Origin of the sequence: Pseudomonas sp. Pdm06 (assembly GCF_014851795.1) — a bacterium.
GTDB classification, from domain to species: Bacteria; Pseudomonadota; Gammaproteobacteria; order Pseudomonadales; family Pseudomonadaceae; genus Aquipseudomonas; species Aquipseudomonas fluorescens_AA.
On record NZ_JACVAH010000007.1, the window covers coordinates 99,435 to 121,782 of the forward strand.

Below are 22,348 nucleotides of genomic sequence, written 5' to 3' on the forward strand. Positions count from 1 at the left end.
CGTACAGCAGACAACGTCCAGTCTAGGAGAAAAACCATCCACTGCCGGGTGAGGTGTTCCGGCGGGCAAACCATCGGGCTTCTGCCAGGTGGGAGCGGGTGTTCACGGCCCCCTTGTGGGAGCGAGCTTGCTCGCGATGATGGCGGCATCTCCAACATCATCGGCCCAGGCACACCGCTATCGCGAGCAAGCTCACGCCCACAAATCTTTATTCTCCCGCCTCGGTTTCCAGTCCTCCCGTCATCGTGGCCCTCCCGGGGCGAGTCGTATTGTTTTTGTTATGTGGTATGACGACATTTTAGATTTCTCTCAAGAAAAATAATCTCATTTCTCTCTTTCATCCCAGGTTTCATTAATTTTTATTGATTTTGTGGGTTGACAGTCCGTGTGAAACGTCAGAATAATCCGCTACGTTGTATGACGACATACAAATAAACAATAACAACAGGGTGCTCCCTTCTATGAGAATCACAGGCGTTCACGTCGAAGTCTTTTCCACACCTTCGCGCCGTGCCCAGGACAGCGCCGGTCACGCCCATCCGGGCGATGAGGTCATGATCAAGATGGCCTTGCTGCGAATCGGCTGCGACGATGGCAGCGAGGGTTATGCCTTTGGCCCGCCTGAGTTGATTCGTCCGCACATCATCGAATCCTTCGTGCGCAAAGTGCTGGTGGGCCGCGATCCGATGGACCGTGAAAGCATCTGGCAAGACCTGGCGCACTGGCAGCGCGGCAGCGCAGGGCAGTTCACCGACCGGGCGCTGGCGCTGGTGGAGCAGGCTTTGTGGGATCTGGCCGGGCGCAAGCTCAAGTTGCCGGTGCATAAACTGATTGGCGGTTATCGCGACAAGGTCCCGGCGTACGGCTCGACGATGTGCGGCGACGATTTGCCGGGTGGGTTGTCGACGCCGGACGAGTACGGCCAATTTGCCGAGAAACTGGTGCAGCGCGGCTACAAGGCCATCAAGTTGCACACCTGGATGCCGCCGATTTCCTTCGCGCCGAATCCACAAATGGACATCCAGGCCTGCGCCGCCGTGCGTGAGGCAGTGGGGCCGGACATCGCGCTGATGCTCGACGGTTACCACTGGTACAGTCGCATGGATGCGCTGACCATTGGCAAGGCCCTGCAAAAGCTGAATTTCGCCTGGTTCGAAGAGCCGATGATGGAAGACTCGGCGGAGTCCTATGCCTGGCTGGCCGCCAACCTGGACATCCCGGTGCTGGGCCCGGAGAGCATCGCCGGCAAGTTCCATAGCCGCGCCAGTTGGGTCACCCAGAAGTCCTGTGACATCCTGCGTGCCGGCGTGGCCGGGGTCGGGGGTATCGGGCCGTGCCTGAAGGTGGCGCACCTGGCCGAGTCGTTCGGCATGGATTGCGAGGTCCACGGCAATGGCGCGGCGAACCTGGCGGTGGTCGGGGCGATCAGCAATTGCCGCTGGTACGAGCGCGGCCTGCTGCACCCGTTCCTCGACTATGAAGACGTCCCGGCGCACCTCAACAGCATCGTCGATCCCATGGACGCCGACGGTTTTGTACACCTGTCCGACCGGCCGGGGTTGGGCGAGGACATCAACTTCGCGTATATCGAGGCCAACACCATATCTCGACATTGATCCTGTTCCACGCCTGAGGTCGATGGCTGCCCGGGCGACAAGTCTTTATAAATATAAGAAAGGACTGAACCATGAATCTCTGGCCCAAGCGCCTGACCAGGCTGCTGTGTGTCACCGTGGCCCTGTGCGCAGTGCAGGTGCCCGTCAGCCTGGCCCAAGGCGAAACGCCCCCCGACCAATTGGTGGTGGGCATGAGCATGATCAACCTGCTGTCCCTGGACCCTGCCGCGGCGACGGGGCTGGAGGTCGCCGAGGTCAACGCCAACGTCTACGACATGCTCCTGGAGCAGGACGCGGCGCAGCCGGACACGCTGATTCCGGCCCTGGCGAAAACCTGGGACATTAGCCCCGACCGCATGCGGCTGACCTTCCAATTGCGCGACGACGTGCGTTTTCACTCCGGCGCGCCGCTCACCGCCCAAGACGTCGCCTGGTCGTTGCAGCGCGTTGTCACCCTCAACCGCGCCCTGGCTTCCACCTGGAAAGCCTACGGTTTCACCGCCGACAACGTCGTCAAACTGATGCGCGCCGAAGGGCCGCACACCTTTGTCATGGAGTTGCCACGCGTCACTGACCCGATGCTGGTGCTCAACACCCTGGCCACCTCTCCCAGTGCTTTCATCATCGATCGCTCGGTCGCCTTGCAACATCAGGTCGGCGACGACCAAGGCGCGGCGTGGCTGGCGACGCACACGGCCGGCTCCGGCGCGTTCAAGCTCGACATCTGGCGGGCCAACGACGTGATCCTGATGAGTCGCAATGACGACTATTGGCGCGGCGCGGCGAAGTTGCGCCGGGTGATCATGCGCAACATGACCGAGTCCCAGGCCCTGCGCCTGATGGTCGAGCGCGGTGACCTGGACGTCGCCCGCGGCATGGCCGCCACCGACATCAAGGCGTTGGGCAAGGTCGACGAAGTACGCATCCAGAGCATCGCCCGCGGCACGCTGTACTACGTGGCGATGAGCATGCAGCAGCCGTTGTTCCAAGACATCCGCGTACGCCAGGCCATCCGCCTGCTGATCGATTACCAGGGCATCAACGACGTGGTCATGCCGCACTACGGCGTGATCAATCAGCGGCCCTTGCAGTTGGGGCTGCCGGCACGCCTGGACGACCCGGGCTATCGCCTGGACGTGGCCGAAGCCAAGCGCCTGTTGGCGGCGGCCGGGCATGCCGAAGGCTTCAAGGTGACCATCCGTTCGCTGACCGATCCGCCGTTCATCAACATCGCCACCAGCCTGCAAGCGACGCTGGCCCAGGCGGGGATCCAGGCGACGATCATCACCGGCACCGGCAACCAGATCTATGGCGCGATGCGCGACCGCCAGTTCGACATCCTCGTCGGGCGTGGCGGTGGCGGGGCGGAGCGGCATCCCCACTCGAGCCTGCGGGCCCTGGTGTACAACCCGGACAACCGCACCGAAGCCAAGCTGAGCAACTTCCAGGGCTGGCGCACCTCGTTCTTCAACCCGCAGCTCAATCAACTGATCGAGCAAGCCGAGCGCGAACGTGACCCCGAGCGCCAGCGCGAAATCTATGGGCAGATCCAGACCCTCTACGACCAACAGGCCGGGGCGATCATGCCGCTTTCACAGATGGTGGACGAAGTGGTGATCCACGCCGACGTGCGCAACTACATCGGCCACACCGCCGCCACCACACGTCTTCGGGACGTCTACAAGCAGCGCTGAAATCGACGGCCACAGGGCCAAGGCAGGAATGAACATGTCGACTGCATCCTTTTCAATCTGGACCACCCGGGCCGCTTCGGCGACCCGGCGCGGCGGCTCGGTGGCGGTGACGCTGCTGGGGTTGCTGCTGCTGACCTTTTTCATCGGGCGAGTGATGCCCCTGGATCCGGTGCTGGCCATCGTCGGCCCGGACGCCGACGCCTCGGCCTACGCCCAGGTGTACAAAGAGCTGGGCCTGGACAAGCCGTTGTGGACCCAGTTCGCGATCTACCTCGGCGACCTGCTGCACGGTGACTTCGGCATGGCCTTGCTGACCGGCAACCCGGTCATCACCGACATCGCCCGGGTCTTCCCGGCGACGTTGGAACTGGCGACCCTGGCCATCCTGTTCGGCGTGCTGGCGGGCTTGCCGCTGGGCGTCTACGCGGCGACCCACCAGGGTCGTGCCGGTGACCATGTCGCGCGGCTGATCACGCTGTTCGGTTACTCCACGCCGATTTTCTGGATCGGCATGATGGCCTTCCTGGTGTTCTACGCCTGGTTGGGTTGGGCTGGCGGCGTCGGGCGGATCGGCCTGGCCTATGACGGGCTGATCCCGAAACACACAGGATTGTTGTTGATCGATACCGCCTGGTCCGGCGACTGGGAGGCCTTTCGCAGCGCCCTGCGGCACATCCTGTTGCCGGCGGTGATCCTCAGCTTCAACTCGGTCGCCTACATCAGCCGCATGACTCGCAGCTTCATGCTTGAGCAACTGTCCCAGGAGTACATCATCACCGCCCGGGTCAAGGGCTTGTCCCAGCGCCGCATCGTCTGGGGGCATGCCTTCGGCAACATCCGCGTGCAGCTGTTGACCATCGTCGCCCTGGCTTATGGCGGCCTGCTGGAAGGGGCGGTGTTGATCGAAACCGTGTTCGCCTGGCCGGGCTTCGGCCAGTACCTGACCAGCAGTTTGCTGCTCGGTGACATGAACGCGGTGATGGCCTGCGTACTGCTGATCGGCCTCATCTTCGTAACGCTGAACCTGATCAGCGATGCGCTGTACAAGATCTTCGACCCGAGGACTCGCTAATGAACCTGCCCCTTGCTTCCAGCGCAGCCGGCAGTGCCGCGCTGCCCGCTTCGAGTACGGCAGCGCTGGTCGCCAGCACCGTGCGCCTGCTGCGATTTTTGCTGCGCAACCCGATGACCTTCGCCGGCCTGATCGTCGTCGCGACCCTGATGCTGGTCGCGGTCTTCGCCCCGTGGATCGCCGGCCACGATCCGCTGTTGCAGAACCTCGCCGGGGCCTTACAGGCACCCAGCGGCGTGCACTGGTTCGGCACCGACGAATACGGTCGCGATGTCTTCGCCCGACTGGTGTATGGCTCTCGCATCACCTTGTACATCGTCTTGCTCGTGACCGTGATCGTCGGCCCCATCGGCCTGTTGGTCGGTACGGTTTCCGGCTACTTCGGCGGTTGGGTCGACAGCCTGTTCATGCGCATCACCGACATCTTCATCTCGTTCCCCAGCCTGGTCCTGGCGCTGGCGTTCATCGCCGCTCTCGGCCCGGGATTGGAGCATGCGGTAATCGCCATCGCACTCACGGCCTGGCCGCCGATTGCCCGGCTCGCCCGCGCCGAAACACTGCCGCTGCGCAACGCGGACTTCGTCGTCGCGGTGCAGCTTCAGGGCGCGTCGAGCACCCGCATCATCCTGCGCCACATCATCCCGATGTGCCTGTCGTCGGTGATCATCCGCCTGACCATGAACATGGCGAGCATCATCCTCACCGCTGCCGCCCTGGGCTTTCTCGGTCTTGGCGCCCAGGCACCGCTGCCGGAGTGGGGCGCGATGATCTCCACCGGGCGGCGCTACATGCTCGAAAGCTGGTGGCTGGTGGCGGCGCCGGGTGCGGCGATCATGCTGGTCAGCCTGGCCTTCAATCTGTTGGGTGACGGCTTGCGCGACGTCCTCGACCCACGCAGCCAATCCTGAGGAACAGCCCATGACTGAGATAAAACTTGCAGTGCAGGACTTGTGTGTGGAGTTCCGCAATGCCGGCAAAACCTCGCTGGCGGTGCGTGATGTGTCGTTCACGTTGGGGCGAGAAAAGCTCGCCATCGTCGGTGAGTCCGGCTCGGGTAAATCCACCGTTGGCCGCAGTCTTCTACGCCTGCATCCGCCGACGGCGCGGGTCACCGCCAAGACCTTGCGCTTCGCCGATATCGACCTGTTGGCCGCCAGCGAAAAGCAGATCCAGGCGATTCGTGGCGCGCGCATGTCGATGATCATGCAAGACCCGAAATACTCGCTGAACCCGGTGGTGCGGGTCGGCGAACAAATCGCCGAGGCGTACCTGGCCCATCACAAGGTGCCCCATCGCGAAGCCCGCGAACGAGCCCTGGACATGCTCGCCAAGGTGCACATTCGCGATCCCCTGCGGGTCTACGACCTCTACCCCCACGAGGTCTCGGGCGGCATGGGCCAGCGGATCATGATCGCCATGATGGTGATCACCGATCCCCAGGTGATCATCGCCGACGAACCCACTTCGGCGCTGGACGTGTCGGTGCGCCGACAAGTGCTCAATGTGCTGGAGGAGTTGGTCAGCGAGCGTGACCTGGGGCTGATCTTCATCAGTCACGACCTGAACCTGGTGCGGAGTTTTTGTGACCGCGTGCTGGTGATGTACGCCGGTCGCGTGGTCGAGTCGATTGCCGCCGCCGACCTGGATCACGCCACCCATCCCTACACCCAAGGCCTGTTGGCCGCGTTGCCGAGCCTGGACCATCCGCGTGCCACGCTGCCAGTGCTGCAGCGCGACCCACTCTGGTTGAACGCTTGAGGAGCCTGTCATGAGCATGATTGAAATCGCCGGCCTGAACCTCAGTTTCGGCACCGGCGCGGCATTGAACGCGGTACTGCACGACGTCGATTTGAGCGTGGGCGAAGGCGAGGCATTCGGCCTGGTGGGGGAGTCCGGTTCGGGCAAGACCACCGTGCTGCGCTGCCTGGCCGGGCAGTACCAGCATTGGAGCGGAGAACTGCGGGTCGCCGGCCAGGCCGTGACGCGCAACCTGCCGCTGAACCACTACCGCACGGTGCAGATGGTGTTCCAGGACCCGTATGCCTCGTTGCATCCGCGCTACACCATCGACGCCGCGTTGCAGGAACCGCTGCGCATCCATGGCATCGATGGGCGTGGGCAGAAGGTCAGCGAGATCCTGCGCAAGGTCGGCTTGAACGACAGCTTTCGCTTCCGTTATCCGCACCAGTTGTCCGGAGGGCAGCGCCAACGGGTGGCGATTGCCCGGGCGCTGATCCTGCGGCCCCGGGTGCTGTTGCTGGACGAGCCGACCTCGGCGCTGGATGTCTCGGTGCAGGCGGAAATCCTCAACCTGCTGGCCGACTTGCGTCGCCAGGAAGGGTTGACCTACCTGATGGTCACCCACGATCTGGCGGTGGTGGCGCATTTGTGTGATCGGCTGGCGGTGATGCAGCAGGGCCGGGTGGTGGAGACGCTCGACAGTCATCTGCTGGCGAGCGATGGCGCCACCCATGCGTACACCCGTTTGCTGGTGCAAGCCAGTCGGGACATACAGCGAATACCTATCGCTGTTTGAGGTAACTCGTTCGTTGCACGTGTTTTAACCCGCAGAAGACGTTGAACCGCAGGTTTCAATGCCGCGCACGCGCTCGCCTGTGATTTGGCGTTCAACCCAACTAATAACTCAACTAACAAGAATAAAAAACATGAAAAAGACACTCGTCGCGCTGTCCCTCGCTTCCTTGTTCACTTCAGTCGTTGCCATGGCCGATACCGGCTATATCAACGTACGCCACCAGTATGCGGAACAAACCCGCATGCACGCCGACCGCGCCAAGTTTGGCATGCGGCTGGACAACGGCGTGGGGCTGGAAGGGGAACTCAAATACAAGACCGCCGGTGATCGCGAAGACGTTGCCTTCGACAACACCGTCGGCAGCGGCCATGAATTCACCGTCAACTACCAGCACAAGCTCAATGATCGCTGGACGCTCACGCCTTCGTTCGCCATGGAAAGCGACGAAGAATCCACCACCTACAAGATGGGCATGCGCCTGGGCTACAAGATCACCAAGGAGCTGAGCATCGCCGGACGCTACCGCTACGATTCCTCCAAGCTCGACCGTGACAAGGTCGACCATGACGTGCCGGACAACGGCCAGGACGACCAGAAGATCCATCGCTACGACGTGTACATCAACTACGCGAACCAGGGGCCGTGGGCGTATGAATATCAACTGACGTACTTCGATGCCAACTACATCCGTTATAACGGCGGCACCGACGACTATGAGCAGAATGCCGTGGTCAAGTACAAGTGGGACAAGCGCTGGGCGCCGTTCTTTGAAGTGGGTGATATCAAGGTCAACTCCGTCGACAGTGATCGCCAACTGCGTCTGCGGGTCGGTATTCAATACAACTTTTTCTAAGTTGTGAGAGCAAGCGCTCACAGACAGCAGTGCTCATTCAAGGGGGGATCCGTGGCGAGGGAGCTTGCTCCCGCTGGACTGCGCAGCAGGCCCATTTTTGTGAGCGCTTCGCACTCAAGCGGGAGCAAGCTCCCTCGCCACAGTGAGTCAAGCAAACCTTAAGTGAACAGCATTGCCAGAGGGGGCAGGGCTTACTCGTTGTAGAACGCCTGGCGCTGTTGCGTTTCACACAGGCGCATGCGGCTGTTGCTCAAATGCAGGTACATGGCCGCCCGTGCCGCATCGACATTGCCGCTGGCGATGGCGTCGAAGATCTGCTGGTGTTCGGCGTTGATCCCCTGCAGATAAGCACTGCGGTCACTTTGCCCGGAATAGGCGGAGTTCATGCGGGTACGGGGGATCAGCTTCGTGCCCAGGTGTTTCATGATATCGATCAGGTAGTAATTGCCGGCGGCCTTGGCGATTTTCAGATGGAACTGGAAATCGGCATTGATGGTGGTACCGGACTTTTCCGGCCCTTGCAGCAACGCCTCCAGCGCCTGGGCCAGTTCGGCCAGGGCTTCGGGGGTTGCGCGTTGCGCGGCCATGCCCGCAGCCTGGACTTCCAGGCTCAGGCGAAACTCCAGCAGGTTGAGTACATCCGACAACGTGGCAATCGTCGCCGGCCCCAAGGTGAAGCCCTCCGGCGCCGGCATGTCGAGGACAAAGGTGCCGACGCCATGGCGCGTCTCCACCAGCCCCGCCGCCTGCAAGCGCGACAGTGCTTCGCGCACCACTGAACGACTGACCCCTTCGGCCTCCATGATATGCACTTCGGTGGGAAGCTTTTCGCCACACTTGAGGGTGCCGTCGCGCATGCGTTGGGCAAAGCGGTCGACCAGTGTTTCGGCGAGGCGGCGTGGCTTGTTCAGTGGAGATAACGCTTGATCCGTCATCGGCTTGCTCTTGGGTGATCAGCGGGCATTATAGTGAGTTTTAGCGCAAGGTCGCGGCTATAATGCCGCGATCGTCTGGCTTTAATGGATAGGTGCAATGGACCGTGTCACACCCGATCGACGCCTGAGCATGACTCAACAACTGGTGGTCGACCTGACGCAGCAGATACTGGCCGGCGAACTGCCTGCGGGCAGCAAGTTACCCACCGAACAAGTCATCATCAAGGAACGCGGCGTCAGCCGGACGGTGGTCCGCGAAGCCATGTCGCGGCTCCAGGCCGAAGGGTTGGTGGAAACCCGTCACGGCATCGGCACCTTCGTGGTGGACACCGCCCGCCCGGGGGATTTCCAGGGCAGCAAACACGTCAAGGGCGGCGCCTACGACGCGCTGGCCGTGATCGAACTGCGCCTGAGCCTGGAAGTGGAAGCCGCCGGCATCGCCGCGCAACGGGCCACGCCGGAACAGTTGCAGGCGATGCGTGAAGCGCTCGACGCGGCGAATGCTTTTGACTCAACGGCTGACGAAAGCGCCCGGGTCGATTTCGAATTTCATCTGCAGATCGCCCAGTGCACCGGCAACAGCTTTTTCATCGACGCCATGGCCCATGTGGGCAATACGTTGATCGCCGTGGTGCAACAGGCCGGACCGGCGGTGACGGCTGAAAATCGGGCGTTGGTGGTGCGTGAGCGGGAGCAGATCTACGCGGCGTTGGCGCGGCATGATGCGCAAGCGGCGCGGGCGTCGATGCGGTTGCATTTGATCAATATGCAGCAGCGGGTTCGGGGTGTGGTGGAGTTGACGGCGCAATAACCTCCACCGCAGAACATGGTGGAAGCGAGCTTGCTCGCGATAGCGGCGGATCAGTCAACATTGATGTGGCTGACACACCGCCATCGCGAGCAAGCTCGCTCCCACAGTTTTTGATCTCGGGTGTGTGCAAATGCTTTATCCACCACCGCCCCCCTGTGGGAGCGAGCTTGCTCGCGATGACGGCGCTACAGCCCATGGCTGCTAGTTGCGCTTCCAGCACTCCGCAAACTTTGCACATACCCCGTAACGCTCATCCATCTGCGCCATCCTTTCCAGGTGATGACCTACCGCTTCGACCGTTATCCCATTCCCGATCCGGAAGTACTCCACCATCATCGCGATGTCCAGATCGATCTCGGCTTTCTCCGGCTTGGCATTGGCGGTTTTGGGCAGCGCCCATTGTTCCAATTGCTCATCCTTCACCTGCCGCAGGCGCGTCTGGTATTCGTCCTTGAAGCGTTCCAGCGAGCGCGCCTTGTTCTGCGCCATGTCATCGCCAAATGTCTTCAGGTTGTCCCGGTACAGCGTCCAGTAGTCAGGCGGCAGAGCGAAGCCGAGCTTGGCCTTGCGTTCGCTGATCAAAGTGTCGAGTTTCTCTGGCGAATAAGTCTCGACTTTTTCCTTGGCCGGATCGGTTTTCACGGTGACGACCAGGCTTTTCTCGATGACCCGGTTCATCAGCTCCAGGCGATGGGGCGTGTCCGGGTAGGTTTTGGGAAACAGCGCGTTGCGACCGGCGCAGGCGGGAAAATCTTTTTTCAGGATCGGGATCGGTGTGCGCACGTCCTTGCCGTCGACCCGTTGCAGGCGTTGCAACTGAGTCAGGCAGAGATTTTTCTCGGACTTGAAGGTCACCTCGTATTCGGCATTGGCCTCGGGGGTAAAGTTGAAGCCCTTGCCGCACACGGCATAACCGCTGTTCATGTTGGTGCGCAGGTAAATCTGCTCACCGGGCTTGAACTTGACCTCCAGATAGCCCTTGGCATCCTTGGGCGCCGGAACGCTCATTCCCACCCGCCGCGCGGTATCGCTCAGCAGCAGATTGTTGAGAATGCCCGTGGTTTGCCCGTCGCAATGGGCTGCATCGAAGTAATCCAGCGTGGCGTTGCTGGTATTGGCGACGAACCGCAACTTGGCGGCGTCCGGTTCGGTGGCGTCGGGGTAACTGCCGTTGACGCTGCAACCGCCGAGCAATACGAATAACGCGGACAATGCTAACAACGGGGCAGGGCAGCGAGGCAGGGCAAGCATGAGGCATCCTTGAAGGATCGATAAAGTGGGTGAATGCTACTGAAGTGCCACTATTGCGTCCACCACCGACCTCCTGTGGGAGCGAGCTTGCTCGCGATGACGCCGGCACAGTCAACATCACCGATCCAGATAGACCGCTTTCGCGAGCAAGCCCGCACAAGGGATTGCCTGCCAGTTGAAGCTCAGGGTTCCAGTGCCGGCCCCTTCAACTCGATCTGGTTGCCGTCCGGGTCGAAGCAGTAGATCGACCAGCCCTTGCCCTCCGCGCCATAGCGCATCTGCGCCTTCTCAACGGTCAGGCCCGCCGAAGCCAAATGCGCGAGGAGGGCTGGTTCATCAAACGGCTCGATCCGCAGGCACAGGTGATCGACGTTGTGCCCCTGCTTTCCCGCTGCCGGCCCACCTTGGCGCCCGAGGGGGCCGTCCACGGCAACCAGGTCAATCATCGAAACACCGGTGCCCAGATGAAGCATGCCTAGATCGTCCCGGCGCTTCTTCAGCTCGCAACCGAGCACCGATGTGTAGAAAGCGAGGCTGCGCTCGAGGTCCTTTACGCGCAGGACGATGTGGTCGATGCGTTGAATCGTGAAGTTCTTCATACAGGCCTCATGTGCTCAGTGATGGACGCCAGGGTTACTTCACCTTAGCCATTCATGCTGGAATGGCATCGCAACAACAATCCCCTGTGGGAACGAGCTTGCTCGTGATGACACCATTTTAGCCACCACCCATGCCCGGACACGCCACCTCATGATGAAATGGTTCAAGACCCTCACCCGGACGGATGCCATTGCAACACTGGCCTTGATCGTCTCCATCGCCTCTGCCTATTTCAGCTACCAGCAATACCAGGACAGCGTCGCCAGCCGTAGAACCCCGATCATCATCCGGGTCGGCGCTGAACACAGCACCGTGTCGTTCTACAAACCCTTCGCCGATTTCCCGTCCGTGCTCTTCAAGCAGCGCTACAAAATCATCCTCACCAACAACAGTTTCAACCCGGAAAGTGTCATCGACTGGCGCATCTGGGAGCGCAGGGAAAATGGCGGCGGGGAGTATGCCGGTATGAAATCCAAGCTCCTCGATTCCACGGGAACACCGATCGCCTTGCCTTTCCTGATCGCCGCGAAAGAAAGCAAAGTAGTCTTCCTGGACATTGGCCAGAAAGTCACGCCAGAGGCGTGGGCGGCGGTGGGCTCAAGTGTGAAGTTTGATAAGGAGATGGACTGGTTCGAGGCAGACCGGATTTTTTCCGATGCGGGCTTTCCGCTGTTCGGGCAGCTCACGCCCGGGGAGAGCTCCAAGTACCAGGACCTGCAAGTCAACCGCTGGCTGGCCGGGCCGGCCTATCAGGAGTTTCAGTTGAACTTCAGCAAGGCCGATGGCTATGAAGTGGCGGCGCAGTTGTCGTTGAATGTCAGTGATGTTTATCCACAGGGGGAGGCGCAGCGGTAGTTCCAATGCCGTGCTGAGGCCTCCAGTCAGACGTTAAAACAATATTTCTACACGCTATCAAGTCGGCTGATAGCGTGTAGAAAACCTGATTCAGTCGAGACTGAAGGCTTCTTGAATGGTCCTGATCAAACGGTCGCCGTTCACACCTTTGTAAGCTTGAGGGTTTGACGCGAGCTCAGCGGGTACTTGACTAAGAAACGCCTTCAAATCGAGCGCCAATCGTTCAGGTAGCTGGGCCATTCCTTCAGTAAGACCGACAGCCAGTACGATCACATCCCTGAAGTGCTTTTTGATATCGCGACTGTCCACGGCAATGCCTTGTTCAAGCAGCGCCTTCTTGTTGAGCCAGGCATGGGCTTTGAGGGGGACGAGCCGATCGGCTCCGATGTGGCTGATTTCCTGAGTGTGATCCACGCCGGCCAGGAGAAAGGCGTAGTACTCATCATCAAGAATGATCGCAGACAGGCTGGCGGCTTGCTCTTCCACAGGAATCTTGGTCATTCGCGCTGCTTCTTCGTGTTCCAGGCCGTCCGGGACACGGGAAAACAGCTCGACCTGAACGGGAAAGGACTTGTCTTCAGGATTCTGGAAACGATAGAAAACAGGGGAGTCTCCATCGCTGTCTCCATTCTGCCGAATTGCATAGCCGCCGTCCTTGATGAACTTCCAGAACTGCCCGACGAACTCACGATCAAGGGCCTCGACGACCAGCACGATATCCAGGTCCTTGGTCGGTCGAAATTCTTCACCGAGTTCTTCCATGGCAATCGAGGCGGCGACCCCGCCGATCAGAACGTAACTGCCCTGGAAGTCCTTGAAATACTCTCGAAACCGGTCGACGCCCACTACCATTTCACGTTCTCCATCATTTCATCCAGACACATTTGTATGCGTTCATCATGGTCATCCTTGAGGCTCAGATAGAGAGAAAAGGGATCTACCGTTCCATGGGTGATGTTGCTGCGGGGTGGTTCATAACTCCAAAACTGAATGCAGCACGCCGCATGGTTTTGCGGCACCTCAAGATAGGGCGCCGTGGTCTCGAGTTTCGACTGGGCCGTTTTTGAAGTTGAGGCCCAAGCGCCGAACGTGTCCCCGTAGGTCGCATTCATTTCAGACTGTGCTCGCGCTCGAATCTGATCGAACTGCGCTGCCGTCATTGCAAAGCAAAGCACTTTAGGGCTGGCGAGAAGGCTCATTTCTGCGAGGGCCGTTTCTCCTGCCAGCAACATTGGCGTATCAAACGCCTCCGGAATTGCGTTCAGCCAAAGTGTTTTTTTGACCGGCGTGCGCATGGTCTCTTTCGCCCTTTCCCAGGTTTCCTTGGGTGACAAATGAAAGAGGATCGCGGCTTCGCCCTGTTCCTTTCCAGGCTTAACAATATCCAAGTCGGTCAGTTCCTTGATCGCCCGGGTGACGGTCATTTTTGCGTAGGAGACGGACTGCTCGAAGGCCGCGCGAGTGACCGATAGTGGGTGACGCCATCCTTTGATCAGGTACTGAATCAGCATGGCTTGGGTGGCGGGACTCAGTACCTGGGGTTTTTCCAGGCGCTGGCGGTAGTACTCACGCAAATCCATGCCAAAGGCCGGAAGAAAAAGTTGATTGCCTGGCACGATGAACTGGACGCCTTTCTCCACCAGTCGCTTGCGGTCATAACTGGGGAGCGTGTCGGTGACGAAAATCATCAGGTCGCCTGTCTCGGGCAACTTGTTGTATGCCTGGAAGTTGTGGATGGCTTGAATATGCTTGGCGACATCCGCAACGCTGGCTTCGCGCTGCGGACGTTCCTTCAAGATAAGGCATTGGGCGTTGAAGATAGTCGTGATGAAAAATTCGTATCGGTCACGCAACGCATAGGGAAGGATCTTGACGTTTTCCCACGGTTTCAGCCGCAGCTTCAGGCCAAGCACGCTTTCTACGTAGACTTTGAGCTCGATCAGATCAGGTCTTTCCGGGAGGTCTTGGTCTTGGCGGATAACAGTCATGGTCTTTCTTCCGTATCACGATTTAAGCACGGTATCAGAGACTGTGATAGCGTGCAAAATTCGTGGTGTAGGCCGTGGGTATTGACGCGCGTAGCTCGTCGAACAGGGAGCGAGCTTGCTCGCGATAACGGCTTCACATTCAGCTATTTGCTGGCTGATACACCGTCATCGCGAGCAAGCTCCCATCGTTTTGATCTCGGGCGTTCGCAAAGTCTGTATCTATTACTCATTCTCTGTGGGAGCAACTGTGCTGGATGGTTTCTGAGGTTGACCGCTTGAAAAAATCTTGTCTGCCCTTTCTGTCCAACTCAGAAAAACCTCTTCGATACGATTACATTCCGGCTCGTCCATGTACATGTGAAAAATCCCATGGGCGAGATACTCCGTGAGGCCAATGAGTTTTTCGGTTTCTGTGTAGGTAGCGTTTTTTGTGCAGGGCGGATACTTGATCGTCGAATTGCCTTGGGGCACCGGTTGCTGGCTCGTGATATTCCACCCCGTTTTCAAGTCGGCCAAGAATACTTTAACCGAGGCACAGAACTCGGAGGTCAACAGGGCCAGAACCGCATCCCTGTGATCGAAGGGAGAGATTTTTTCCAACTGCTCTAGAAAGGCCTCAAGTTGTCGAAGCTGTATGCGAATGTCGGAGGCCTTGAAACCCAACGTGCGCCACTGTTTGCCAGCTTTGACTTTCATGTCCGGCTCCCCGTTACGCGGACCAATGTCTTTGCCGATCAGGCTTCGGTCATAAGCGTTTTCGCGCACGTAGCTAAAGCTCATGAATGCGCGAAGCACCATTTGATAGATGGCCCTGGTCGTTTCTATCTTCTCTTCGTGGACCTGTTGGGCTTCACGTCTGTGATCTTCAGCGCGTTCTCGCCGGCTTCTTTCCAGAGCGTTTCTCCCTTCGTGGCGGGAGACCAGTATCGCCACGATGATTGCGTAAATACTGCCAATACCTTGAAGCCAGGCGGGAAGATCTTTGCGGCCCCAAATCAACACTGCCGAAATAATAATGACGAAGGATATGAAGATGACGCCGTAAATGAACAGTTGGGAGTCCGGATTGGTTTTTTGATTGGCCCTGCTCAAGGCCTTGGTGATGATCAGGAGGAAAAGGCAGGATAAAACGATGATGAAAAATGTGGATAGCTGCCCGATGGCGCCAGCGTCAGGAGTGCTCATGGGCTTACCTGCGTTTTAACGAAAGGCGTGTCCTGCGAGGTCAGGCGCTTTACTTCTTTAAGTAGGGAGGGAGAAGGCGCTGTTAAAGCTTCAGTGAGTTGTATGGGGGGGATGGGCGATCCAGGCACGTTCGGACTTCCTTATGATTGATGGCTCAATGCTATCTGTCCGGCCTGTATCTGGACAAGCAATTAACCCGACACGGTGTCGCCTATCTCGCGTACTTGGCCGACTACTTGCCCGGCCATTTCTGCCAATCCACACCGATGCGAAAGGTTCCGCGTCGGATGAACAACCCATCGATCAGCGCCATCATTTTCGCCGCGTCCAACGCGTCCTTTTGATTGGCGAAGGCTTGGACCACCTCTTTGAGTCGGCTGTCGTCGGGAGCTTTTTTCAACATGTAGGCGGAATCAGGGTCGTTGCGTTTTCGCTTGGTGAATCGATCGCGCATGTCTTTGAAGGGGCGACCGCTCTCCAGTTGCGTGTTGAACAGAGATTTCGGATTGCCGATCAGAATGTCCGCCGGTCGGCGAGCGCCCAGCCCCCATGCATGATCGACATCAAATCCGTTGTCGTGCTCCCAGCGGCCCAGGACATCACTCAGCAGTTTGCTGAACAGCTCTTTGGCAAGTTTGGCTAACGGCAATGTCTGGGGGCTATCCAGCGAGGCTCCAAACCGGTTTTGTCTCACGCCAGCCAAGGTGCCCATCATTGAGTTGCTTTAACTGGCGCGGGCAGTTATCGACTGACGATAAATACCCGCCGATCTGGCAATAAGTATTGAAATAGGGGCTGGCGGCAAACTTGTCGGAAAACAGTAGTTCAAGCTCTGTCTTGACCTCTTCAACACTCTGTCCCATGAGTGATCTCCTGAAACGGCGGCGGTCCATCGATGACAGCGTAGTACCGCCCACAAGAATTGTCATGAGTCGCTCGACTCGAAGGCGCAGCGCTGAAAAATGGCGACCGGCTTGGCGCTTGTCTATTTTTATGGGCACTATTATCGCCCTCTCGGAACACCCCCATGTTTAACGTCCTCCAAGCACACTCTATGATTCGATGGAAAGGGCAGAGCGATCTGTTCGGCGGGCCAACGCCATGAAAAAAGAACAAGAACACCTCATCCAAACCCTGAAAACCCGCTTCGAACAAAACCTCAACCGTCACCCAGACATCCCTTGGGCCGACGTCCAGAGCCGGCTCGAAAACAACCCCAATGCCCTGGAGTCCCTCCAGGCCATGGAAGCCACCGGCGGTGAGCCAGACGTGATTGGCCAAGACAAAGAGACGGGCCTCGTCATTTTCTGCGATTGCGCCAAAGAAAGTCCGAGCGGGCGCCGGAGCCTTTGCTACGACCGCGCGGCGCTGGAAGCGCGTAAGGAGAACAAGCCCAAAGGCAGTGCCATCGAAATGGCCGAAAAGATGGGCATCGCCCTACTGACGGAAGACCAATACCGAGCCCTGCAAACCCTCGGTGAGTTCGACGCCAAGACGTCCAGCTGGCTGGCAACCCCTCCAGAGCTTCGCTCGCTCGATGGAGCGATTTTTGGCGATTATCGGTATGGCCGGGTGTTCATCTACCACAATGGCGTGCAGTCGTATTACGCGGCGCGAGGGTTTCGCGGGTTGCTGCGGGTTTGAGCCCTCAACATCACCGCTAACCCCGTGGCGAGGGAGCTTGCTCCCGCTGGGCTGCGCAGCAGCCCCAAGGCCTCCACCACGGCGCATCAGAAAAACGGCGTCAGCAGGTTTTACGCCTGCTGCGCAGTCGAGCGTGAGCAAGCTCCCTCGCCACGATGAATGCGTACGTTTGAAGAACCGCTGTGTTTTTCTGAAGGCTGCAGAGATCCGTCACTCGAAAACCAATCCCTCACACCCTTTGGCCTCAACCATCTCGCTGAATTCCGGCAGCCGCGCGACAAACGCCGTCTCGAACGCCAGGTAGCGATCCTGCGCCGGTACATAACGAACATCTGGCTTGATCCGCGGGATGTCCTTGGTCGACAGCTTCACCACCTCGTTACTGTCCTGATTCCAGAACCACGCCAGCGTCTGCGACCCGAACGTATTGGCGCGGTAATTCCACACCCACCAATTCCCATGCCCCCGGGCAACATGAAGCTGCCCATGAAAGGTGCGCAACGTAATGACCTGCTTAGGCTGGGTGACGAGCAAACGTGTGTCCTGGCGCAGTTCACTGCCGAAACCGTCCAACAGCGCCTTCGTCGTAGCGCCGGTCACGAAGTTGAAGCGCCACGCCAACAACACCGTTTCCTGATAACCCGAATGCTCAAGGTTCTGCCGCGCGCCTTCGCTGAACAGCAGGATCTCGTCACCCCCCAGGTAAGCCGTTGACGCCCTGAGTTTATAGCCCTCGGCAGGCATTGCTCGGGCGACGATGGCTTGGTGCGGAGGGTCTTGATTCCAGACCCAGCACTTCGCCCCGTTGTGTTGCATGAACAGCAAACGGCGAGGGCCGATGGGCAGGATCGTCAGTTCATCCGCGTACTCGAAAATCACCTCGCTGCTGTCTGCCGTGATCCGCCAGATCCGCGTCAAATGCTCGGGTTCGTAGATGCGCTGACGTTCGAATATCTCCGAGCCCACCACCACGCAGGGCTGTTCAAACTCCGGCCACTGCACCCCGACAGGCCCGAACGCCGCGATCGCATCGCCTTGACGAGTTTCGTATTGGTAGCGCTCGTCCGCACTGTAATCGCCGCGTATGACCCGACGTTTCCACAGGCTGCGCCGGGCATCGGCATCGATGAGTTGAAGGTCCGCGCCGTCCACGCCATCGGCCCGGTGTTCGAGCATGTCCTGCTCGGCGGGCGGCCATTGGTTGTAATCGATCAGAAAACACAACCACTGGTCTTCGTCCTGCTCGGTGATGGCGGCCCAACCGTTGCGGTAGTTGTATTCATGCACATAGGTGGCGCCGGGATAGTCATGGACTTCCTGCAGCCACTTCACCTTGCTGCGCTTGGGTTTGGCCGGTTTTCGCTCGACGGCGGCAGGCTTGGGCGGCTCGATCAAACTCGCCGTGAACCTCGGCTCGCCGCGCTGGCCCTGCCAGTGCCGGGCAAAGGCCTCGCGCTGATCGACCGGAACAATCACCGGCCGATAATCATCGCCACCGGCGTCCAGGTTCCACAAGTCATAACCTTGACCCGCCAACAGCGGCACCAGCGCCTCGAAACAGACCTCGGGCATCTCGTTGGACAGCTCATCCAACAGCGCCTCGAACCCCGGGCCGGCAAACACACCGATGTCGGGATAGTAATGCTGCAACAGCCCGAGCAAGTCGCTGCCCGGTGTTTTCCAATCGATATGAACCAACGGATCGAATTGCGATTGCATCACGCCTGTCTTCCTTGTGGTTTCTCTGCGCGCCATCTTAGCCGCACACCGCCGACCTTGAGCAATCCAATAAACCTGTGGCGAGGGAGCTTGCTCCCGCTGGGCTGCGCAGCAGCCCCAAATCGATGGGCACAGTCCACTGTGGGAGCGAGCTTGCTCGCGATAGGGTCAGGTCAGGCACATCGATGGCGGCTGGTATACCGCTATCGCGAGCAAGCTCGCTCCCACAGGTATTCTCGGCACCTTCAAGTCTTCGCCAGAGCTGCCGCTATCGGTATAACGATTTTTACCGATCCATCGATTGGCTTTGCAATACCGTTGCTTTCCGGCAATTAATTGGCAAACGCACGATAAGAGAACGTAGCGAATGGACGACGGACGATACGAAAGGCGGACGGCTATGGAGGCAAGCTCGGCGGCGTGGTCCGAGCCGCATATCCTGCTGATCGACGACGTCCCGGAGGATATTCGCGCAACGCTTGTCCTGCTCAAGGCGCAACCCTGGCGCATTTCCCTGGCCAGCGATGCCCACCAGGGTTATCAGCGGGCCCTGGCCTTGCGCCCGGACCTGATTGTGCTGGACGTGCACATGCCGCACATGAACGGTTTCAGTCTATGCAGGCTGTTGCGCGAGGCACCGGCGACCCGGCACACGCCGATTCTGTTCCTGTCGTCGGCCAACAGCTCCATCGAACGTCTGGAAGGGCTGACCGTCGGCGGGGTGGATTACATCCCCAAATCCTGCGCGCCGGAGGAAGTGCTGGCGCGTATCAAGATCCACCTGCAATTGACCTGGCGCGCGCCGCCCACCGCTCAAGCCAGCCCGGCCGACCCGGAGCCAGAGGGCGATGAGATCGTCCTGCGCGCCGCGATGCGATTGATCGAAAAACACCTCGATGACATGCCTTCCCTGGTCCAGTTGGCGCAAAAAGTCGGCACTCACGAGAAGCGCCTCTCGCGGATCTTTCGCGAGCACCTGGGGCTGACTGTGTTCGCCTACATTCGCGACGCCCGATTGCGGCGCGGCCAGGATTTGCTCTCCGAAAGCACCATGAGCGTGCAGGACGTTGCCGAATTGGTGGGTTTTCGCAACGCCTGCAATTTCACCACGGCCTTCCGCCAGCGAATCGGCATGACGCCCAGCCAGTTTCGCCAGCAAGCCCTGGGCATCACCGAAACCGAGTCGGCCGGGCGTGCCTGATGCGCCTCCTACAGTTGTTATTGCTGGCGACAGCGTTGTTATCCACAGGCTTGCTGCACGCCGCGCCTGTGGATATCTGCCGGGTGGACCACCTGGACCTGATGCCCGCGATACAGATTTTTGAAGACACCCAAGCCAGCTTGAGCCTGGAAGAGGTCGCCCGACTGCCCGAAACGCGTTTCAACGCCGCTACCCCAGGCTGGCCGACCCAAGGCTATAGCCGCTCCGCCTTCTGGTTGACAGTGCAGCTCACCAACTCAAGCGCTGTGTCGTGTTCGCGCCTGCTGGTGATCGGGGCACCACGCCTGGAAGACATCCGTGTCTACCAGTCGGGACATGACGCCCACGCCGGAGCCGCCTATCCCTTGGCCGAATGGCCCCAGCCGGCGGCACGTCAGCCGGCGTTCCCGGTGTCGTTGGCGGCGGGGGAGCGCGTCACGGTGTTCGTCCGCGTGACCAGCAACTTCCAAATGTTGCTGGAGCCGGAGCTGTGGTCCGAGCCGGCGCTGCTGCGCAGTCAGCAACAGACCTACCTGAGCGACGGACTCACCCTCGGCATTGTCCTGCTGGTCGTGCCATTCGGCTTCATCGTCGGCTGGATCCTGCGCTCCCGGTTGCTGAGCGTGAATGCGGGCGCGGTCCTGAGCTACATCCTGCTGACCTGCATCCTCAACGGCTACCTGATCTACTGGCCCTCCGCGCTGGGCTGGACCCGGGAGTTGCTGACCTGCGCCAGCGCCATCTCGTTCGTCCTGTTCCTCGCCTATTTCCGTGTGCTGTTGCAAGTGTCCGTCCTGCCCAAAGTCATTGGCTGGAGCTATTGGCTGCCGCTGTCGGGGTGTGTGCTCGGGCGACTCTGGTGGTTGAAAGTCGATCCGGTCCAGGGCGCGCAGATCGTCCAGATATCCCTCCTGAGTTTCTACGGGGTGCTGCTCGTCACGCTGTTCATGGCCTGGCGCAGACGACTGAGCTACAGCTGGCTGGCCTGGCTGGTGTCGGGGCTCTTGCTTGCGCAATTGCTGATGCGGATGCTTTTCCCCCAGGAACAATTGCCCTGGCAGTCGCCCCAGAGCAAATACAGCTTATCGTCCACCCTCCCGGGCGTGGCGTTGCTGGTGTGCACGTTGATCATGGAAGTGGCCCGCAGCCGCAACCGCGAAAAAAACGCCCTGGCCACCCTCGAACAACAACGCCAGGCCGAGCACGAACGCCTGGAAAGCACCGTGGCCCTGCGCACGTCGCAGTTGCGCGACTCCCTGGCGGCCCGCAGCGCGTTGATGGCGCGGATCAGCCACGACTTGCGCTCGCCGCTGGTGCGCATCATCGACTATGCGCGTCTGCTGCACGCCGGACCGAACCGCGACTATCAAGCCACGATCGAGCGCAATGCCCGCCAGCAACTGGAGCTGATCGACGAGATGCTCGAGTTCTCCCGTGGCGAGCTGGAGCAGATGCAACTGACCCTCGCGCCGGGCTACCTCTACGGCTTCCTCAAAGAGGTCGCAGACGAAGCGGGCTTTCTCGCCGCACGCCAGGGCAACACCTTCGAAGCTGTGCTGGCGGATGACCTGCCGCCACTGGTGGAAGCCGACTTCAAACGCCTTCGGCAGGTGCTCATGAACCTTCTGGCGAACGCGGCGAAATTCACCCGCAACGGCCGGATCCGCTTCGAAGTGAGCGCGGCTCCAGGGGCCACCGTCGACACCGTGGAGCTGCGTTTCAGCGTGACCGACACCGGCATCGGCATCGACCCGCAAGAGTTCGAACAACTGCTGCAACCGTTCCGCCGCGGTCGCAATGCCCAGCGCTACGAAGGCAGCGGGCTGGGCCTGTCCATCGTCACGCAACTGCTGGAACGCATGGACAGCCGCCTCGAACCCCAAGCCACCGGGCAGGGCAGCCACTTCAGCTTTCGCCTGCAACTGAACTGCGCCCAAGAACACGACCTGGAGAACGGCCTCGTCGACAACAACGCCACGCCGCTCGACGGCCAGGGCAAACACGTTCTGCTGGTGGACGACGTCGAGCAGAACAGCGAATGGCTCTACGACTTGCTGGCCGGCTACGGTTTTGACGTGAGCATGGCGGCGAACGGCGAAGACGCCTTGGCCTGCCTGGCGCAGCAGCCAATCGACCTGCTGATCAGCGACCAGATGATGCCCGGCATGGACGGCTGGGAACTGCTGCGCCAAGTGCGCGAACGCTGGCGCCATCTGCCGGTGATGCTCTATTCGGCGGTGCCGCCGCGCAGGCCGCAGGATTATCCAGCGGACCTGGCCTTCGACGCGGTCCTGCTCAAGCCCGCCGACAGCCGCGAATTGCTGGCGTGGGTCAAGGCATTGGCTGGCCCGGACACGGTGCGGCGCGCGACGGCTCGGGAGTTTTAGC

General features: G+C 59.9%; 20 protein-coding genes. 12 read left to right on the forward strand and 8 right to left on the reverse strand.

Features of this window, described 5'->3' with window-relative positions; translation table 11 throughout:
* Window positions 1-461: 461 nt before the first annotated feature.
* The 7 genes from IB266_RS13450 (at window position 462) to IB266_RS13480 (ending at window position 7,771) form a co-directional block, all read left to right on the forward strand.
* A complete protein-coding gene (locus IB266_RS13450) occupies window positions 462-1,616 on the forward strand; it encodes a mandelate racemase family protein (RefSeq protein WP_192261491.1) in 1,155 nt (384 codons plus the stop codon).
* 71 nt (window positions 1,617-1,687) lie between these two features.
* Window positions 1,688-3,310, forward strand: a complete 1,623-nt coding sequence (locus tag IB266_RS13455) for an ABC transporter substrate-binding protein (RefSeq protein WP_192261492.1) — start codon at window positions 1,688-1,690, stop codon at window positions 3,308-3,310.
* Between the two features lie 34 nt (window positions 3,311-3,344).
* Complete coding sequence (locus IB266_RS13460) at window positions 3,345-4,382, forward strand: ABC transporter permease (RefSeq protein ID WP_025211956.1); 1,038 nt, start codon at window positions 3,345-3,347, stop codon at window positions 4,380-4,382.
* Window positions 4,382-5,290, forward strand: coding sequence for an ABC transporter permease (locus IB266_RS13465; protein WP_192261493.1), 909 nt, complete (start codon window positions 4,382-4,384; stop codon window positions 5,288-5,290). Before IB266_RS13460 ends, IB266_RS13465 begins: the two co-directional genes overlap by 1 nt.
* Window positions 5,291-5,300: 10 nt before the next feature.
* Complete coding sequence (locus IB266_RS13470) at window positions 5,301-6,140, forward strand: ABC transporter ATP-binding protein (RefSeq protein ID WP_192261494.1); 840 nt, start codon at window positions 5,301-5,303, stop codon at window positions 6,138-6,140.
* Window positions 6,141-6,150: 10 nt separating this feature from the next.
* Window positions 6,151-6,918 carry an ABC transporter ATP-binding protein gene (locus IB266_RS13475; protein ID WP_192261495.1) on the forward strand — a complete coding sequence of 256 codons (768 nt, stop codon included), beginning with the start codon at window positions 6,151-6,153 and terminating at the stop codon, window positions 6,916-6,918.
* A 130-nt stretch (window positions 6,919-7,048) separates the two neighbouring features.
* Window positions 7,049-7,771, forward strand: a complete 723-nt coding sequence (locus IB266_RS13480) for an oligogalacturonate-specific porin KdgM family protein (protein WP_192261496.1) — start codon at window positions 7,049-7,051, stop codon at window positions 7,769-7,771.
* 191 nt (window positions 7,772-7,962) lie between these two features.
* Here the strand turns inward: IB266_RS13480 and IB266_RS13485 are convergent, their stop codons facing one another.
* The gene (locus tag IB266_RS13485) at window positions 7,963-8,706 is read right to left on the reverse strand and encodes a FadR/GntR family transcriptional regulator (RefSeq protein WP_060739125.1); all 744 of its coding nucleotides are present in this window, start codon (window positions 8,704-8,706) and stop codon (window positions 7,963-7,965) included.
* 97 nt (window positions 8,707-8,803) lie between these two features.
* Here IB266_RS13485 and IB266_RS13490 point away from each other — a divergent pair, with 97 nt between their 5' ends.
* A complete protein-coding gene (locus IB266_RS13490) occupies window positions 8,804-9,517 on the forward strand; it encodes a FadR/GntR family transcriptional regulator (protein ID WP_192261497.1) in 714 nt (237 codons plus the stop codon).
* Between the two features lie 201 nt (window positions 9,518-9,718).
* Here IB266_RS13490 and IB266_RS13495 read toward each other — a convergent pair whose 3' ends face one another.
* Both IB266_RS13495 and IB266_RS13500 read right to left on the reverse strand, forming a co-directional pair.
* Complete coding sequence (locus IB266_RS13495) at window positions 9,719-10,768, reverse strand: hypothetical protein (protein ID WP_192261498.1); 1,050 nt, start codon at window positions 10,766-10,768, stop codon at window positions 9,719-9,721.
* 182 nt (window positions 10,769-10,950) lie between these two features.
* Window positions 10,951-11,367: a VOC family protein gene (locus IB266_RS13500; protein WP_072410941.1), complete on the reverse strand. Its 417-nt coding sequence runs from the start codon at window positions 11,365-11,367 to the stop codon at window positions 10,951-10,953.
* A gap of 151 nt (window positions 11,368-11,518) precedes the next feature.
* Here IB266_RS13500 and IB266_RS13505 point away from each other — a divergent pair, with 151 nt between their 5' ends.
* Window positions 11,519-12,223 (forward strand): hypothetical protein, encoded by a 705-nt coding sequence (locus IB266_RS13505; RefSeq protein WP_092205557.1) that lies wholly within the window; start codon window positions 11,519-11,521, stop codon window positions 12,221-12,223.
* Window positions 12,224-12,313: 90 nt separating this feature from the next.
* Here IB266_RS13505 and IB266_RS13510 read toward each other — a convergent pair whose 3' ends face one another.
* The 4 genes from IB266_RS13510 to IB266_RS13525 form a co-directional block, all read right to left on the reverse strand.
* Window positions 12,314-13,075 carry a hypothetical protein gene (locus IB266_RS13510; RefSeq protein ID WP_192261499.1) on the reverse strand — a complete coding sequence of 254 codons (762 nt, stop codon included), beginning with the start codon at window positions 13,073-13,075 and terminating at the stop codon, window positions 12,314-12,316.
* Window positions 13,069-14,211 carry a hypothetical protein gene (locus IB266_RS13515; protein WP_192261500.1) on the reverse strand — a complete coding sequence of 381 codons (1,143 nt, stop codon included), beginning with the start codon at window positions 14,209-14,211 and terminating at the stop codon, window positions 13,069-13,071. Before IB266_RS13515 ends, IB266_RS13510 begins: the two co-directional genes overlap by 7 nt.
* 222 nt (window positions 14,212-14,433) lie before the next feature.
* On the reverse strand, window positions 14,434-15,396 hold the full coding sequence (locus IB266_RS13520) for a hypothetical protein (RefSeq protein ID WP_192261501.1): 963 nt from the start codon (window positions 15,394-15,396) through the stop codon (window positions 14,434-14,436).
* Window positions 15,397-15,628: 232 nt separating this feature from the next.
* Window positions 15,629-16,111: a hypothetical protein gene (locus IB266_RS13525; RefSeq protein ID WP_192261502.1), complete on the reverse strand. Its 483-nt coding sequence runs from the start codon at window positions 16,109-16,111 to the stop codon at window positions 15,629-15,631.
* Between the two features lie 386 nt (window positions 16,112-16,497).
* Here IB266_RS13525 and IB266_RS13530 point away from each other — a divergent pair, with 386 nt between their 5' ends.
* Window positions 16,498-17,040, forward strand: a complete 543-nt coding sequence (locus IB266_RS13530) for a DUF4256 domain-containing protein (RefSeq protein ID WP_192261503.1) — start codon at window positions 16,498-16,500, stop codon at window positions 17,038-17,040.
* 210 nt (window positions 17,041-17,250) lie between these two features.
* Here the strand turns inward: IB266_RS13530 and IB266_RS13535 are convergent, their stop codons facing one another.
* Window positions 17,251-18,759: a hypothetical protein gene (locus IB266_RS13535; RefSeq protein ID WP_192261577.1), complete on the reverse strand. Its 1,509-nt coding sequence runs from the start codon at window positions 18,757-18,759 to the stop codon at window positions 17,251-17,253.
* Between the two features lie 400 nt (window positions 18,760-19,159).
* On the opposite strand from IB266_RS13535, the gene IB266_RS13540 reads away from it, so the two are divergent.
* On the forward strand, window positions 19,160-19,960 hold the full coding sequence (locus tag IB266_RS13540) for a helix-turn-helix domain-containing protein (protein WP_192261504.1): 801 nt from the start codon (window positions 19,160-19,162) through the stop codon (window positions 19,958-19,960).
* On the forward strand, window positions 19,960-22,347 hold the full coding sequence (locus IB266_RS13545; protein WP_192261505.1) for a hybrid sensor histidine kinase/response regulator: 2,388 nt from the start codon (window positions 19,960-19,962) through the stop codon (window positions 22,345-22,347). The genes IB266_RS13540 and IB266_RS13545 overlap by 1 nt, the downstream gene beginning before the upstream one ends.
* Window position 22,348 lies beyond the last annotated feature (1 nt).

Coding starts and splice junctions, on each gene's coding strand:
- IB266_RS13450 (WP_192261491.1), top strand. CDS start 462: ATGAGAATCACAGGCGTTCACGTCGAAGTCTTTTCCACACCTTCGCGC.
- IB266_RS13455 (WP_192261492.1), top strand. CDS start 1,688: ATGAATCTCTGGCCCAAGCGCCTGACCAGGCTGCTGTGTGTCACCGTG.
- IB266_RS13460 (WP_025211956.1), top strand. CDS start 3,345: ATGTCGACTGCATCCTTTTCAATCTGGACCACCCGGGCCGCTTCGGCG.
- IB266_RS13465 (WP_192261493.1), top strand. CDS start 4,382: ATGAACCTGCCCCTTGCTTCCAGCGCAGCCGGCAGTGCCGCGCTGCCC.
- IB266_RS13470 (WP_192261494.1), top strand. CDS start 5,301: ATGACTGAGATAAAACTTGCAGTGCAGGACTTGTGTGTGGAGTTCCGC.
- IB266_RS13475 (WP_192261495.1), top strand. CDS start 6,151: ATGAGCATGATTGAAATCGCCGGCCTGAACCTCAGTTTCGGCACCGGC.
- IB266_RS13480 (WP_192261496.1), top strand. CDS start 7,049: ATGAAAAAGACACTCGTCGCGCTGTCCCTCGCTTCCTTGTTCACTTCA.
- IB266_RS13485 (WP_060739125.1), bottom strand. CDS start 8,706: ATGACGGATCAAGCGTTATCTCCACTGAACAAGCCACGCCGCCTCGCC.
- IB266_RS13490 (WP_192261497.1), top strand. CDS start 8,804: ATGGACCGTGTCACACCCGATCGACGCCTGAGCATGACTCAACAACTG.
- IB266_RS13495 (WP_192261498.1), bottom strand. CDS start 10,768: ATGCTTGCCCTGCCTCGCTGCCCTGCCCCGTTGTTAGCATTGTCCGCG.
- IB266_RS13500 (WP_072410941.1), bottom strand. CDS start 11,367: ATGAAGAACTTCACGATTCAACGCATCGACCACATCGTCCTGCGCGTA.
- IB266_RS13505 (WP_092205557.1), top strand. CDS start 11,519: ATGATGAAATGGTTCAAGACCCTCACCCGGACGGATGCCATTGCAACA.
- IB266_RS13510 (WP_192261499.1), bottom strand. CDS start 13,075: ATGGTAGTGGGCGTCGACCGGTTTCGAGAGTATTTCAAGGACTTCCAG.
- IB266_RS13515 (WP_192261500.1), bottom strand. CDS start 14,211: ATGACTGTTATCCGCCAAGACCAAGACCTCCCGGAAAGACCTGATCTG.
- IB266_RS13520 (WP_192261501.1), bottom strand. CDS start 15,396: ATGAGCACTCCTGACGCTGGCGCCATCGGGCAGCTATCCACATTTTTC.
- IB266_RS13525 (WP_192261502.1), bottom strand. CDS start 16,111: ATGATGGGCACCTTGGCTGGCGTGAGACAAAACCGGTTTGGAGCCTCG.
- IB266_RS13530 (WP_192261503.1), top strand. CDS start 16,498: ATGAAAAAAGAACAAGAACACCTCATCCAAACCCTGAAAACCCGCTTC.
- IB266_RS13535 (WP_192261577.1), bottom strand. CDS start 18,759: ATGCAATCGCAATTCGATCCGTTGGTTCATATCGATTGGAAAACACCG.
- IB266_RS13540 (WP_192261504.1), top strand. CDS start 19,160: ATGGAGGCAAGCTCGGCGGCGTGGTCCGAGCCGCATATCCTGCTGATC.
- IB266_RS13545 (WP_192261505.1), top strand. CDS start 19,960: ATGCGCCTCCTACAGTTGTTATTGCTGGCGACAGCGTTGTTATCCACA.